The organism is Wolbachia endosymbiont (group B) of Parapoynx stratiotata (assembly GCF_947250635.1).
In the GTDB taxonomy this organism is placed as follows: Bacteria; Pseudomonadota; Alphaproteobacteria; order Rickettsiales; family Anaplasmataceae; genus Wolbachia.
Genome location: NZ_OX366335.1, coordinates 522928 through 539114, shown reverse-complemented (window position 1 = coordinate 539114; position 16187 = coordinate 522928). Strand labels below are relative to the sequence as shown.

8 protein-coding genes and 4 pseudogenes are annotated in these 16187 nt (G+C 34.5%); 8 read left to right on the top strand and 4 right to left on the bottom strand.

The window, feature by feature from the left end; translation table 11 throughout:
- Positions 1-142 precede the first annotated feature (142 nt).
- Both OOT12_RS02380 and OOT12_RS02375 read left to right on the top strand, forming a co-directional pair.
- Positions 143-5746, top strand: a complete 5604-nt coding sequence (locus OOT12_RS02380) for an ankyrin repeat domain-containing protein (RefSeq protein WP_264685359.1) — start codon at positions 143-145, stop codon at positions 5744-5746.
- A 249-nt stretch (positions 5747-5995) separates the two neighbouring features.
- A complete protein-coding gene (locus tag OOT12_RS02375; RefSeq protein ID WP_264685173.1) occupies positions 5996-7228 on the top strand; it encodes an IS256 family transposase in 1233 nt (410 codons plus the stop codon).
- 210 nt (positions 7229-7438) lie between these two features.
- Here the strand turns inward: OOT12_RS02375 and OOT12_RS02370 are convergent, their stop codons facing one another.
- Positions 7439-8368: an Rpn family recombination-promoting nuclease/putative transposase gene (locus tag OOT12_RS02370; RefSeq protein WP_262986565.1), complete on the bottom strand. Its 930-nt coding sequence runs from the start codon at positions 8366-8368 to the stop codon at positions 7439-7441.
- Between the two features lie 129 nt (positions 8369-8497).
- On the opposite strand from OOT12_RS02370, the pseudogene wmk reads away from it, so the two are divergent.
- The 4 genes and pseudogenes from wmk to OOT12_RS02350 form a co-directional block, all read left to right on the top strand.
- Positions 8498-9163: pseudogene (gene wmk, locus OOT12_RS02365) on the top strand (WO male-killing family protein Wmk); the annotation flags it as partial.
- Positions 9164-9253: 90 nt separating this feature from the next.
- On the top strand, positions 9254-10486 hold the full coding sequence (locus OOT12_RS02360; protein ID WP_264685173.1) for an IS256 family transposase: 1233 nt from the start codon (positions 9254-9256) through the stop codon (positions 10484-10486).
- 61 nt (positions 10487-10547) lie between these two features.
- Positions 10548-10754 (top strand): annotated as a pseudogene (locus OOT12_RS02355) (WO male-killing family protein Wmk); the annotation flags it as partial.
- 164 nt (positions 10755-10918) lie between these two features.
- On the top strand, positions 10919-11581 hold the full coding sequence (locus OOT12_RS02350) for a JAB domain-containing protein (RefSeq protein ID WP_264685358.1): 663 nt from the start codon (positions 10919-10921) through the stop codon (positions 11579-11581).
- Here OOT12_RS02350 and OOT12_RS02345 read toward each other — a convergent pair.
- A pseudogene (locus OOT12_RS02345) lies at positions 11578-11754 on the bottom strand (IS256 family transposase); the annotation flags it as partial. The gene OOT12_RS02350 and the pseudogene OOT12_RS02345 sit on opposite strands and share 4 nt — an antisense overlap.
- A gap of 69 nt (positions 11755-11823) precedes the next feature.
- Here OOT12_RS02345 and OOT12_RS02340 point away from each other — a divergent pair.
- Positions 11824-13056, top strand: a complete 1233-nt coding sequence (locus OOT12_RS02340) for an IS256 family transposase (protein ID WP_264685173.1) — start codon at positions 11824-11826, stop codon at positions 13054-13056.
- A 7-nt stretch (positions 13057-13063) separates the two neighbouring features.
- Here OOT12_RS02340 and OOT12_RS02335 read toward each other — a convergent pair.
- Positions 13064-14155: pseudogene (locus tag OOT12_RS02335) on the bottom strand (IS256 family transposase); the annotation flags it as partial.
- Positions 14156-14286: 131 nt separating this feature from the next.
- Here OOT12_RS02335 and OOT12_RS02330 point away from each other — a divergent pair.
- Positions 14287-14757: a hypothetical protein gene (locus tag OOT12_RS02330; RefSeq protein ID WP_264685357.1), complete on the top strand. Its 471-nt coding sequence runs from the start codon at positions 14287-14289 to the stop codon at positions 14755-14757.
- On the opposite strand, the gene OOT12_RS02325 is transcribed toward OOT12_RS02330, so the two are convergent.
- Positions 14758-15984, bottom strand: coding sequence for a CCA tRNA nucleotidyltransferase (locus tag OOT12_RS02325; protein WP_264374751.1), 1227 nt, complete (start codon positions 15982-15984; stop codon positions 14758-14760).
- Positions 15985-16187 lie beyond the last annotated feature (203 nt).

Below are 16187 nucleotides of genomic sequence, written 5' to 3'. Positions count from 1 at the left end.
ATACTTATAAAGACTTGTTTTTAACATATAAGACCAAGGGTATGAGCGCTATATTCAGAATGAGCGTATCAAGGATTTATATGGTGACGTTTTACAGCAAAACAGTGATTTAACAAAAAACCCGAAATTAAAAAGCAGATTAATGAATGCTGCAGGTGGAATACAATTAATAAGAGGAATTCATGGTGCTATTGTATCTTGCAAGGATGGAACAGCAACGGATTGTGGATTAAATCTAGGTGGAATAGGATGGTCTTTTGCGTCTCAACCAATTGAGAATGTAATGGTTAAAATTGCTCCAAAAGTTGTAACATCAGCTGAAAAAGTTGTAGGAAGGATTATACCGGGTACTTTAGGTAAGCAGACAAAATTTGTTGTTCAAGTTGCAGGAGTAAAATTTGGAAGTAAAATAGCGAAAGGCACGGCAGGAGCTATAGCTGGTATATTTGATATTATTGATATAGGCATATCAGCAAATAACCTTGTAGACTGTAAAAATAGAGAAGATAGTAATAATCCATGTGGAGAAAAGGAGATAAGAGATAATATAGCTTCTATAGCCTTTTCTGGTGTGTCATTTGTTTCTGGTGTTGCTCTTACAGCAGCTAGTCTGCCTGGAGTTGGTATTGGAGTTGGATTTGGACTCATGGTAACTCATGGAGTTTATAGTGGTATTAGCAATATTATAGAGTATGAAAAGAAGTATGATACAACTCATGGTGAGAATTTCGATATCTTTTTGCATACGCTTTTACTTTCATCTATGCCATATGATCTGGAACACCTTGCAGCCAGAAATAATATGGTTAATAGTCAAGCTAAAAGAGCCTGGAAAGCTTTAAGTGATAGCCCTAATGATGTAGTTGCCTATGGAGTTGGTTTTGGGGTGGATAGCGACACGCCATCTCTTCATGCAGGGTATGGAAAGATTCTAATGAATAGAACAGATGCTGATACAACAAACCTTTCACGTGTTATACCTGACCCAATTCAAAATGCTACGATGATTTGCTTACCACAAGTCACTAGCGAAATTTATGAAAAAGGTATTAAAAAATCAGTTCCAACAGCTGTGCATCACTGTGAAAATACAATGGTTATTGCTGATAGAAGAAGAATGCAAAATGGTACAATAATTCTTTATAATTTAGAAAGCATAGATGAAGGTACCATTGTTGGAAGTAATACATTAAATAACTACTTCTTGATTTTTAGAGGAAACACAGGAATAACTGGTGGTAATAATACTGTTAACAAATTTATTCTTGTGAAACCTGGAGGTTTTTCGGGTAAAATTATTGGTGGAAGTAATGCTACTAATATACTTGACCTAAGTCAATCAACAGAATACGACTTTGTACAAGCAAAAATTGACTATCGTTTTAGACCTAACGCTCCCGGTCTTTTAAGGTTAACAACAAATCTTCATCGATTGATCAATGATTATGTTGATAGCAATGTCGATGCTTTCAGGTATAGCTATATTGGAAGGCAAAATAAGACAGATAATGTTTTATGTACATATAATTCTAGGCGCCTTACTAGAAACGATAATCGTGACGTCTTTATAAATAGTGGTGGAGGTTTGAGCAAAAATGAGAAGGATACAGTTGATAATTGTAAAAAAGTAGCTATTGCGCCATACACTAAAGTTACAGGTGCAGAAAATGATTATACCTTTTATATAAAAACCACAGATTACGAGGCTAAAGATTTATATTCAGAAATTGATGTAAAAGGAACGGGAACTGTAATCTTTCCGGAAACTAATCTGCTAGATGATTGTGATGAAATATCTTATTTCTCGACTAATAATACTTTATCTTTAAAAATAGGGCTGGGTCAAGGTAATCAATATACCCTTGATATTAAAAATTATATTAAGCAAGGCAGTAATCAACCTAATTTTATGCTGATAGATAAAAATGGTAGTAATATTATTCCTAAAATTGAGAAACTAGAATCATCCATTACAAAAATTAACTCGTTCGAGTTACATACAGAACATTCTCTTGATAGCTTTGATGCTGCAGAAAATCATTACAAGGAAATACTCATTAATAATAAGGACTATAAAGTCTTTGGTGTTGTTAGAGCAAAACTACAAAGCAATAGCGCATTCCAACATATGGTATTTGGTTCTTCAGGAGAAGATATAATAAATTTTGACCAAAGGAGTATGTTTGCTAGAGGTGGAAATGGAAGTGATATGTATGTTATTGATAGCAACACAGAGAAAAGAGAGATTATTATTGATAATAACTCAGGTGATAAAAAATTAGATATGTTGGTTATGCCAGAAGTTCCTGAGGAGTTTTCAATTCAACAGTGTAACTTGCATTTAAACTATAGTAATACTCATGTTCAAGTAAGAAATTATCTTAAGGGTAACAGCTATAGGCACCTTATGGTTATGAACAGTAAAGGAGAAACCTTTATTCCTTATGTACAATCAATGTCATGTGCTGGCTCTTCCGTAGAAAGTGGCAAATTATCTCCCTTTTTCCATGCCACACAGACTCAGAATATGTTTTTGTTGCCTAAGGATTTTGAAGGTGATCATTTAGTGATTGATTCTAATCTTGAAGATATCGAGAAATATAAAGATGAAGATGATCTCTTATTAACAAGAGAAGGTGAGATTCCTTTTATTATTAGAGTAGAAGATTTTTATAATGACCAAAGTAAATGGAGAGATGTTAATTTTCTTCTGTGGAACAATGGTAATTTTTTTCCATATTTAGGTTTACAGCAAGAGGTTGATGGAATAATGGACTATCAAGATAAACTTAAGAATGATTATGAAAAAATTATAAAAGAATATGTTATAGATTTCACTAAGTCTATCAGTATCACACATAATCAAGATGGCACTTTAACTTCGGTGGGGCAAGATGAAGAACGCATAGGAGTAGTGATATTAAAAGATATTACTCCAGATCAGATTAGGGTTTCCAGTAGTAATACAGATTTGGTGTTTTCCGACGAAGTATCTAACCATGTAATCAATGTAAAAAATTGGAATAATTCTGAGTCTTATAGGATTTCTACATTGGAATTCGATTTAGGGTTAGAACCAATAATAATCCGGAGATTAGACAGGTTTAGTTTGTCTGATATAGCAGAAATACAAGGTCTGATTAATAAAGCTTCAGAGATTTGCCAAAAGAAGGCTGGGTGCGAAGCTAACATTGAAGCTAAAAATAACGATGGCCAAACACTTTTTCATGTTGCTGCTCAAGAAGGCAAATTGCGTTCTATTAGGTTTCTTATAGGTAAAATTGAAAGTATGAATTTTGAAGATAATTTGTATTCAGAACCTGATGAACTAGTAAAAGCAGTTCGCCAAAGAGAAAGATTAAAGTCTCTCATAAATGAAAAAGATAAGTTCGGTTATACACCGCTACAATATGCTGCTAAAAATGGCAAGTGGGATATAGTTAATCTTTTCCTTGATAAAACTGCTGAAAGAAATCAAGATGACGTTGCAGATAAAGATAAATTCTCAACAAGCTGGACTACCGTGCACTATGCCGTTTACAATGGTAATATGAGTCTATTTAATGATATATTTCAATTTCTTTCAGATAAAGAAACTATGATTAATACTAAAGACAGTAGTGATTGGACACCTCTACACTATGCTGTATATTACAATGCTTTAGATGTGGTAAAATTTCTTGTGAACAAAGGAGCTGATATCAGTGTTAAAGATAAGGATAGTAAAACACCTTTAGACTTAGCTGCTCAAGAGAATGACACAAATGTAGCAGAGTTTCTAAAGCAAACGGAATTAGATAAAAAATTGTTAGCTGCAGTGCAAGATGCAGGTCTTAATGAAGTTAAAGATCTTATTAATCAGAAGGCTAATATTAATGCTAAAGACATGTACGGTTGGACGCTTTTACACTTTGCTGCTTCTCGTGATAAACTTAGTGTAGTTGAGTTTCTCTTCAATAACAATGCTAATATTAATGCTAAAGATGTGTATGGTAATACACCATTACATGTAGCTGCCCAGTACAGTAGTAGTCTTGAGATAGTTAAGTTTCTTTTAGACAAGGATATTAGCGGTATTAATAATATAACCAATAATGGTTGGACACCATTGCATGTAGCTATACAAGGAAACAAATTAAATACAGTCGAACTCCTTCTTGGCAGAGGTGCTGATATTGAAGTTAGAGATATTTATAACCAAACATCTTTAGATTTGGCTACTCGAAAAGGTTACCTAGATATAGCAGGAATTTTGAAGCAAGTACAATTAGATAGAAAATTGTTGACTATTGTGGAAAGCGGTGGTTTTAATGAAGCTAAAGGTCTTATTGCTCAGGGTGCTAACATTGATACCAATGACAAGAACGGTAATACACTACTGTATTCAGCTGCTGAAATCGGTGATTTAAACCTAGTTAAACTCCTTCTTGATAACGGTGCTAATATTGAAGCTAAAAACGGAGAATATCAAGCAACTCCATTGCATGGAGCGGTTGAAAACTACAGGATAGATGTAGTCAAATTACTTCTTAATCGTGGTGCAAATGTTAACGCTGAAGACAAAGACAATTGGACACCTTTACATTATGGTGCTGATACCAACAGTCCTGATATAGTAAAAGTTCTTGTCGATGCTCATGCTAATCTTGGTGCTAAAGGTAATTACGGTAAAACACCGCTAGATATTGCGAAAGACAAGGGGCACAATAATATTGTGGAATACTTAGAAAAAAAGCTCAGGGGAGGAAGAGGAGAACGCAAACGCCGTCATCACCATGGAGATCACAATTCTCATAACTTATCACGCAAACCCCTTGCTATAGACCAACCTCAGATAGCAACAAGCAGTGGCGCAAAACCATCTTCATGGATAAATGATTTATTTAGTCGGGTGAAAAGCTCTGTAGGTAGATTATTGAGTTCTAAATCTGAGGGGACTGCAAGTTCATTATCACAAGTTGATGGGCAATTTGCCAAAGCGTCGATAAGTAATAGTAGTTTCACAGGTACCACACTACCATCTGATGGTACAGATAAAAGACAAGAAAATGGAGGTTTCTTTCGAGACAACGTCGATTATGTAAATGCAAATCTAAAACGAATGTGTGAAAGGCAAGCACCTGTTAAATTTAAGCCTAAGGATAGAAATACAATATTAGAAATGGGAGATCACTATCTATCACAGGTTGACTTTAATGGTACAATAACTTTATTTGACTTATTGATTAGAAGGGTTACAGGTCAAAAGTATATTTCTACAATAGATCAGTCTATATCTCCACTAGAGGCACAGGAATATACACTCAATATTACAAAGGGATTTGAGAAAGTAGTAGAGCAAGCTGGATTAAAAAGTGGTGTGTCAATGCATCGATTAAATATTGATTTTGTGGAAATACAGAAAGAAGTTACAGGAAAAATCATGAGTGGTAAATTTGATGAGATTTCGGGGATTTTCAACTCATATGTAGAGAAAGCATGTTCTGGTAAAGAAGCTGGTAAATTAAGTCCGAAGAAATTTGAAAAGTTTATAGCTCAATTTAATAAGGGTCTGCTAAATCAATCAATAGAGCAGATATTACACAACAGAGATGGTAGATTAGAAGTTGATGGTACAAAAAAACAGCAGATAAGTTTAGAGCCTCAAAGTTATTTAAGTAATGCTTCAGTTCACAGCCATTCAGAAGTATCAACTTGTCTTTCTGAGATAGGAGTAACCAAGCTTGGAGGTAATATCAATAGGTAGGTTATAATATAAGAGGTGCAGCTATAAAATGCCAAGTAGTGAAAATTTTAAAGTGAAGGTAGCAAAATTAGCCAAAATAATTAGGGAAACCAGTAGCAAGTTTGATGGTCCTAATACTAAAATGGATGAAGTAGACATTAAATACTAAGTGGTTAATGTGTTTTCCATATTGAACTTACGGGAACGTTCAAAAAAGTGTGTCAAACCGAAAAAAAAGTAATAAATTGATATAAAAAATGGAGGTTTGATATGGGTCAAGCAAATAGAACTACTGGTTTGGTAGATTATAAAGAATTAGAAACAAATATCCTGTCATCTATACGAGAAGGAAGACCATTGACAGGAAGAGATGGAGCATTAACACCGTTTATAAAAAGGTTGCTAGAGGCAAGTCTGGAAGGTGAAATAGAAAGCCACATGTCAGCTAAAAGTGAAGAAAATAACCGAAGAAATGGAAGGAATGCAAAAACTTTACGTACAAGTTCAGGCTCATTTGAACTATTAACACCAAGAGACAGAGAAGGAAGCTTTGAACCGCAAATAGTCAAAAAAAGGCAAACAAGCCTACATCCAGAACTTGAAGCAAAGGTCTTAAGCACATATGCCAGTGGCATGGGATACAGAGATATAGCTTCACATGTTGAGGAAATATATGACCACAAAATATCAGCAGCAGAGATATCCAGTATTACTGATAAACTGCTACCAGTAATCAATGAATGGCGCAGCCGCCCACTGCAATCAGTGTATCCAATAGTGTTTATGGATGGCATGTTCTTTAAGGTCAAGGAGGACGGACATTGTATAAGTAAATGCATGTATAATATATTGGGCATAAATCAAAATGGCAGAAAAGAAGTATTAGGTTTTTATTTGGCTGAAAGTGAAGGAGCTAACTTCTGGTTGGGAGTTCTAAATGACCTAAAAGAGCGAGGAGTAGAAGATATTCTAATTGCCTGCATTGATGGGCTAAAAAGCTTTCCTGCGGCTATAAATAGTGTGTTTCCTAAGGCAGAAGTACAGCTATGTATAGTGCATCAGATAAGGAATTCACTGAAATATGTATCTAGCAAAGATGTAAAAGTTTTCATGAATGATTTGAAAAAAATATATCGTGCTTCAAGTAAAGAGATCGCTGAGAATTATCTGCTTGAGCTGGAAGAAAAATGGGGAGAGAAGTATCCTTTAGTTATAAAATCCTGGCAGAACAATTGGGAAAACTTATCCAGTTATTTTAAGTATTCTGGGCAAGTTAGGAAGCTGATTTACACCACCAATCCAATTGAGGGGTTGCATAGACAAATCAGGAAATTTACTAAAACTAAGGGTTCATTTACTAGTACAAATGCCTTGTACAAACAGGTATATTGTGCTATAAAAAAGGTAGAGCAAAAGTGGATTATGGCTCTCCCTAATTGGGCTTTAACTATTTCTCAACTTGATATTTTCTTTCCAGATAGATTGAAAATTGAGTTGAACTAAAAATGCGGCTTGACACACTTTTTTGAACGTTCCCGAACTTACAGCACGTAGCTTTGATATAGAAGTTTGAGTAACGTTATGATAGTAATTTATATAATTCTATGTGCAATCCTTATAGCTATTTTAGACAGTTCATTAGATTCTTAATTAGGGAATATATCTAACTTAAAGAAGATTTTCATAAATGTTGAAGTGAATAAGTTGTAGTATTTATGTTTTTTCCCTGAGTTGTAAAATTTCAGAATGAGAGAGACCGGTAATTTGAGCTATAACATCTATAGGGACATCGGCCTTGAGTGAATTTTTTGCAACTTCAATTTTACCTTCAATTTTACCTTTTTCATGGCCGATTTGGATGCCTTCTTTCCTGCCTTTCTCTTCTCCAATTTGGATTCCTTCATGTTTAGCATCATCGAGTTTTTGAGCAAGGATAGCGTTTTCTTTCTGCACGCTCAATATTCTTTCTTCATATGCGATCAAATCCTTTTCATTCCAGCGAAACCTGTCTAATTCATCATATGCTAGCTTTATTATCGGAGCTTCTGCTGCTATCTTTTTTAGATCTTCTTCAGTTGTATCTTCTGCGTATTTAAAAAAGAAACACCATCTCTCTGTAGTATTCTCTAATTGCTCTACCTTATTTTTTGTAAATTTAGGCAACTCAATAAAGACAAATTGTAAATCTTTCAAGTAATGCCCATTGGTTTTGATATCGCGTATATTATGAGTAGAAATATAGTCAACTTCTTCAGGCAGAAGGTTACAATTGGAAATAGCAATAAAGAAGACTTTCTGAAGATGAATGTAATTACCAGATTTATCTAATTGCCGAGAGTAAGCTTTAGCAGCATAAAGTTGAGCACGTTTCTCAAAGCCTTTATCACGAGCGAGTTGCATTTCGATAACAAATCTATTACCAATAGAGTCTTTGCAAAGAACATCAACAATGCTTTGTTTGTCAGAGGCAATTTCAGGATCCATAATGGTACTAAGGAATTCAATTTCCATTATTTGATCAGAAGTAGAAAAACCTAAGATATCGTTGAGGAAGTGAATTAAGATATTTTTATTCTTTTCAGAGCCAAAGATCTTTTTAAAGCTCAAGTCATTTTTGGGATCAAGAAATTTCGAAAGAGCCATGACGAATTAACCTAAAAAGCATTAGTAATTATACACAATTGTGAAGAAATATTCAACTAAAATTCAAACATAGAAAGAAGCATCCCTTTTGTATATCTTTATTTGGTAGTATTAAACTGTATAATATTTATGGCAAATATCTCTATAAGGTATCAGATAGCACAAAAAGTAAGGAGCTGGAGGTTAAAGCGAGGCTATACTCAAAAAGATTTAGCGGGAAAAATCGGCGTAACATATCAAATAGTACTACAATATGAAAAAGGAACACGAAAAATTTCGATTGAAAAGTTGTGCGCTATAGCAAAGGTGTTATCAATTAATATTACGGATCTTATTCCTGTATCAAATGAAAAAATCTGTTTTGAAGATAAGGGAGAGGAAATATTAAATCTAGTAAGAAAATATAAAACGATTAATGATCAAGAGTTGCGCAAGGTGTTTTACTTGCTAACAAAATTTACCCGAGTTGGTGAGAAAAGTAGTAAAAAAGCAGAGAAAGTAAAAATTGCAAAGGGCCTGGTTAAAGCAGGGATTTCTGTTGATATTGTTTCACAAGCAATTGGCCTCTCTGCTGATGAATGTGTTGAAGAAAAAATAGGTTCTATATACTGCAAAATAGGAAAGAAGATAAAAGAATGGAGACTAGTGCGGGAATATACTCAGAAGGATTTAGCAAAGAAAATGAGTACAACACGTGATGAAATAAGCAACTATGAACAAGGAAGAACTGCTGTTCCACTGGGAAGATTATATGAGATAGCAAAGGCGTTATCGATTAATATCATGGACCTACTTGAACTAACAGAGGATGCAGAGGGAACGTTCAAAAAAGTGTGTCAAACCGAAAAAAAAGTAATAAATTGATATAAAAAATGGAGGTTTGATATGGGTCAAGCAAATAGAACTACTGGTTTGGTAGATTATAAAGAATTAGAAACAAATATCCTGTCATCTATACGAGAAGGAAGACCATTGACAGGAAGAGATGGAGCATTAACACCGTTTATAAAAAGGTTGCTAGAGGCAAGTCTGGAAGGTGAAATAGAAAGCCACATGTCAGCTAAAAGTGAAGAAAATAACCGAAGAAATGGAAGGAATGCAAAAACTTTACGTACAAGTTCAGGCTCATTTGAACTATTAACACCAAGAGACAGAGAAGGAAGCTTTGAACCGCAAATAGTCAAAAAAAGGCAAACAAGCCTACATCCAGAACTTGAAGCAAAGGTCTTAAGCACATATGCCAGTGGCATGGGATACAGAGATATAGCTTCACATGTTGAGGAAATATATGACCACAAAATATCAGCAGCAGAGATATCCAGTATTACTGATAAACTGCTACCAGTAATCAATGAATGGCGCAGCCGCCCACTGCAATCAGTGTATCCAATAGTGTTTATGGATGGCATGTTCTTTAAGGTCAAGGAGGACGGACATTGTATAAGTAAATGCATGTATAATATATTGGGCATAAATCAAAATGGCAGAAAAGAAGTATTAGGTTTTTATTTGGCTGAAAGTGAAGGAGCTAACTTCTGGTTGGGAGTTCTAAATGACCTAAAAGAGCGAGGAGTAGAAGATATTCTAATTGCCTGCATTGATGGGCTAAAAAGCTTTCCTGCGGCTATAAATAGTGTGTTTCCTAAGGCAGAAGTACAGCTATGTATAGTGCATCAGATAAGGAATTCACTGAAATATGTATCTAGCAAAGATGTAAAAGTTTTCATGAATGATTTGAAAAAAATATATCGTGCTTCAAGTAAAGAGATCGCTGAGAATTATCTGCTTGAGCTGGAAGAAAAATGGGGAGAGAAGTATCCTTTAGTTATAAAATCCTGGCAGAACAATTGGGAAAACTTATCCAGTTATTTTAAGTATTCTGGGCAAGTTAGGAAGCTGATTTACACCACCAATCCAATTGAGGGGTTGCATAGACAAATCAGGAAATTTACTAAAACTAAGGGTTCATTTACTAGTACAAATGCCTTGTACAAACAGGTATATTGTGCTATAAAAAAGGTAGAGCAAAAGTGGATTATGGCTCTCCCTAATTGGGCTTTAACTATTTCTCAACTTGATATTTTCTTTCCAGATAGATTGAAAATTGAGTTGAACTAAAAATGCGGCTTGACACACTTTTTTGAACGTTCCCGATGCAGATGATAAAGTGGTACCTAATTTAATTGAAGAATACAAAAAAATTGAAAGCCAAGAACTACGTCATGCACTAATGAAATCTCTGTTTGAAAGCATACAAATTTGCGAAGAGAAAGTGAAAAGAGCAGAAAAGATGAAAATTGCAAAGGATTTAGTTAAGGAAGGAATTTCTATCAATATTATTTTAAAAACAGTAGGCATCTCTTTAGACGAAATTCAACAAATTTAAAATAAAAAATCAGTATCTATTAATATCTTTACTTTTTGATGAAAAAATAAGTAAAAAAGATTGAAAAATTGATTTGACTTCACTCGGAAGCTATGGCTCTATGCCAATGCTGATAAAGCAGTAAATATTAAAAAAAAGTTTGTTGTTAGTGAAGGGTAAATTATATGAATAATAATAAGAATAAAGAAGAAATAGAATTCAGAATATTAGAAAGCAAAGGCAAAGCACTACTTGATCGTGAAATAATGGAAACATTTTTAAGTGCAGTACATGAAAGGCCGCAAGCTCAAGAAATTGCTAAAAATCTGGTGAATACTTATGCAGGAGTAGGAAGGATTTTAGGTAGAGAAATGGATGACCTGAAAGTTATAGAAGGAGTAACTGATTCTGCAGTAGCAATGATTATGTGTGTTAAGGAAACACTAGAAAGGGTACTGAGAGAAAAGCTCAAAAGTGAGCCAATAATGGACTTACAAGGGCTAGTAGAGTACTTAAACGTAAGTATAGGCCACTCAGAAAGGGAATGTGTAAAAATACTGTACTTGAATAAAAGGCGTCAACTAATTGGAGAAGAATCCTATATTGGTGAAATGGAAAAAGCACCAGTATACATAAAGGAAATTACAAGAAAAGCATTAATAAAGAATGCAACATTAGTAATAATGTCACACAACCACCCTGGGGGAAGTTTAGAACCTTCAGAAGAAGATCAAGAAGTAACAAAGAGCTTAGCAGCAGCATGTAGTACTGTAAGCGTTAGATTATTTGATCATATTATCATTACAAGTGGGGAACGTTCAAAAAAGTGTGTCAAGCCGCATTTTTAGTTCAACTCAATTTTCAATCTATCTGGAAAGAAAATATCAAGTTGAGACATAGTTAAAGCCCAATTAGGGAGAGCCATAATCCACTTTTGCTCTACCTTTTTTATAGCACAATATACCTGTTTGTACAAGGCATTTGTACTAGTAAATGAACCCTTAGTTTTAGTAAATTTCCGGGAACGTTCAAAAAAGTGTGTCAAACCGAAAAAAAAGTAATAAATTGATATAAAAAATGGAGGTTTGATATGGGTCAAGCAAATAGAACTACTGGTTTGGTAGATTATAAAGAATTAGAAACAAATATCCTGTCATCTATACGAGAAGGAAGACCATTGACAGGAAGAGATGGAGCATTAACACCGTTTATAAAAAGGTTGCTAGAGGCAAGTCTGGAAGGTGAAATAGAAAGCCACATGTCAGCTAAAAGTGAAGAAAATAACCGAAGAAATGGAAGGAATGCAAAAACTTTACGTACAAGTTCAGGCTCATTTGAACTATTAACACCAAGAGACAGAGAAGGAAGCTTTGAACCGCAAATAGTCAAAAAAAGGCAAACAAGCCTACATCCAGAACTTGAAGCAAAGGTCTTAAGCACATATGCCAGTGGCATGGGATACAGAGATATAGCTTCACATGTTGAGGAAATATATGACCACAAAATATCAGCAGCAGAGATATCCAGTATTACTGATAAACTGCTACCAGTAATCAATGAATGGCGCAGCCGCCCACTGCAATCAGTGTATCCAATAGTGTTTATGGATGGCATGTTCTTTAAGGTCAAGGAGGACGGACATTGTATAAGTAAATGCATGTATAATATATTGGGCATAAATCAAAATGGCAGAAAAGAAGTATTAGGTTTTTATTTGGCTGAAAGTGAAGGAGCTAACTTCTGGTTGGGAGTTCTAAATGACCTAAAAGAGCGAGGAGTAGAAGATATTCTAATTGCCTGCATTGATGGGCTAAAAAGCTTTCCTGCGGCTATAAATAGTGTGTTTCCTAAGGCAGAAGTACAGCTATGTATAGTGCATCAGATAAGGAATTCACTGAAATATGTATCTAGCAAAGATGTAAAAGTTTTCATGAATGATTTGAAAAAAATATATCGTGCTTCAAGTAAAGAGATCGCTGAGAATTATCTGCTTGAGCTGGAAGAAAAATGGGGAGAGAAGTATCCTTTAGTTATAAAATCCTGGCAGAACAATTGGGAAAACTTATCCAGTTATTTTAAGTATTCTGGGCAAGTTAGGAAGCTGATTTACACCACCAATCCAATTGAGGGGTTGCATAGACAAATCAGGAAATTTACTAAAACTAAGGGTTCATTTACTAGTACAAATGCCTTGTACAAACAGGTATATTGTGCTATAAAAAAGGTAGAGCAAAAGTGGATTATGGCTCTCCCTAATTGGGCTTTAACTATTTCTCAACTTGATATTTTCTTTCCAGATAGATTGAAAATTGAGTTGAACTAAAAATGCGGCTTGACACACTTTTTTGAACGTTCCCAAATTTCCTGATTTGTCTATGCAACCCCTCAATTGGATTGGTGGTGTAAATCAGCTTCCTAACTTGCCCAGAATACTTAAAATAACTGGATAAGTTTTCCCAATTGTTCTGCCAGGATTTTATAACTAAAGGATACTTCTCTCCCCATTTTTCTTCCAGCTCAAGCAGATAATTCTCAGCGATCTCTTTACTTGAAGCACGATATATTTTTTTCAAATCATTCATGAAAACTTTTACATCTTTGCTAGATACATATTTCAGTGAATTCCTTATCTGATGCACTATACATAGCTGTACTTCTGCCTTAGGAAACACACTATTTATAGCCGCAGGAAAGCTTTTTAGCCCATCAATGCAGGCAATTAGAATATCTTCTACTCCTCGCTCTTTTAGGTCATTTAGAACTCCCAACCAGAAGTTAGCTCCTTCACTTTCAGCCAAATAAAAACCTAATACTTCTTTTCTGCCATTTTGATTTATGCCCAATATATTATACATGCATTTACTTATACAATGTCCGTCCTCCTTGACCTTAAAGAACATGCCATCCATAAACACTATTGGATACACTGATTGCAGTGGGCGGCTGCGCCATTCATTGATTACTGGTAGCAGTTTATCAGTAATACTGGATATCTCTGCTGCTGATATTTTGTGGTCATATATTTCCTCAACATGTGAAGCTATATCTCTGTATCCCATGCCACTGGCATATGTGCTTAAGACCTTTGCTTCAAGTTCTGGATGTAGGCTTGTTTGCCTTTTTTTGACTATTTGCGGTTCAAAGCTTCCTTCTCTGTCTCTTGGTGTTAATAGTTCAAATGAGCCTGAACTTGTACGTAAAGTTTTTGCATTCCTTCCATTTCTTCGGTTATTTTCTTCACTTTTAGCTGACATGTGGCTTTCTATTTCACCTTCCAGACTTGCCTCTAGCAACCTTTTTATAAACGGTGTTAATGCTCCATCTCTTCCTGTCAATGGTCTTCCTTCTCGTATAGATGACAGGATATTTGTTTCTAATTCTTTATAATCTACCAAACCAGTAGTTCTATTTGCTTGACCCATATCAAACCTCCATTTTTTATATCAATTTATTACTTTTTTTTCGGTTTGACACACTTTTTTGAACGTTCCCATCAAATCAAAGTGATGGTAAATTTGAAAGCAATAAGTTACTTGAATTATTAAAAAATAATTTGAAAAAATTAGCAAGTGAGATCATAGAAGCTGAAGTTAAAGGAGTTGTCAAAAAATATTGTAATATTGGAAATATAGATAAGGAGTTACGTGATGGTGTGTTAAAAGACAAGCTGTTACTTTCTATTAAAAAATGCATGAAAAATTTAAGTTGGGATGAGGAAGCTGCTAATGCAATTACAGATTCTGTCTTGAACAACTTTCATAGCAAAGATAATAGCAATCTCCAAGAAATTGTTTCGGAGGAGTTAATAAAAGGTAGAATGGAATTTTTTTCAAGTAATATCGAGTTGTTACAACTAGCATCAAGTATAAGAGATAAATTTTTATCCCCAGATCAGGGAATGTGTAATCAGACTCAAGGAGGAGTAAACGAGTATCAATTAACAGAAAAAGCTAAAAAAGAATACACACCTAATTCTTCCATGAGTCACACTACTATATCAAACATGAAGAGATTAGCTAGATAACTAGAGTAGGCTCTTAGCATAAAGTATTAGCTCCTCCTTTGTTAAAGTGTAGGAGCTGTCTTCCCAATGTTGTCGTAGCAATTCCAAGTTTCTACCTAAACTTTTCCCTGGTTGATGACCTATAGTTATTAAATCATCACCAGATAAAGGAAATTTTGGAATGTTAAACATCTTAGCAAATGAAATATACTCATCAACATTTATTCCAGACTCAATACCACAAATCTTCATTAAGTCACAATATAATTCCTTACCAAATAAAGATATGTATTTCTTTTGCTCTTTTTCTGAAAGCTCTGTTTTGATATTGTTTGATAATAAAAATAATATTTTTTTCTTTTGCTTATTTGAAAGACGTAAAAACTTGCTCACTTCTTCCCCAAGACTAACTCTATCTTCAGCAGTCCTAATAAGCAACGCTAATTTTGTTAGTGCATCGATTGTGGGATCTAGGAAAGGCGTATGGACATACGCTGAGGGTTTTGTAGGAGGTTTAGTGTTGATAAGAAGTGGTGAAGATAAAATTTCGCATTTTACTTCTTTTGGAATAATTTTTTGTAAAACATCAGATTTTTGCATGCTCTTAAGTGTCGGAGCAGGATCATTGCATTCCAAGAGTTTAAATATTTCTTCTCTTATCCTCTCTCCAGAGAGGTTTTGAATCATGTGTGAATGCTTTTTGCACACATCCAATATTTCATCACTTAAATCTCCTATGCATATTTTAGCGTGAAAACGAAACGCTCTTAAAATACGTAGATAGTCTTCCTTAATCCTATCTTCAGCGTTACCTATAAAGTTTAACTTTCGTGCTTTTAAGTCCTGAATGCCACCAAAGTAGTCGTATATATGGCCATATTTGTCTGCATAAAGAGCATTAAACGTAAAGTCGCGCCTTGAAGCATCAGCTTGCCAATCATTAGTAAATTCTACCTTCGCATGTCTACCGTCACACTTTACATCATGCCTTAGCGTTGTAATCTCAAAGGATCTTTTATTTAAAATCGCAGTAATAGTTCCATGTTTTAAGCCAGTTGGAATAGTTTTTATATTACGGAGTTTTAACGCTTTAACTGCTTGATTAGGCAGCAGATTAGTAGCAAGATCAATGTCGTGAATTTCACGCTGCAAAATTGAATCTCTAACACATCCACCAACAAGTCTTGCCTCACCACCAAATTTCTCTATGGCCTCAATAATTACACTAGTTTCGTGATCAATTTGCATTTAGGTTACACATACTGAAAATCATGTTACAAAAAATGCGAAACTTTTGCAAAAATCCTCATATAAAAATATATAGGCAGGAGAGTGGTAAAATAAGAGGGTAAAGTGATAGAGTAAGTCTACAACAAATCCAGTGCCTAGAAACTTATAAGTATAAAAGTAATGTTAAAATACAATGTTTTCGATGATTATAAAAAAGCTGG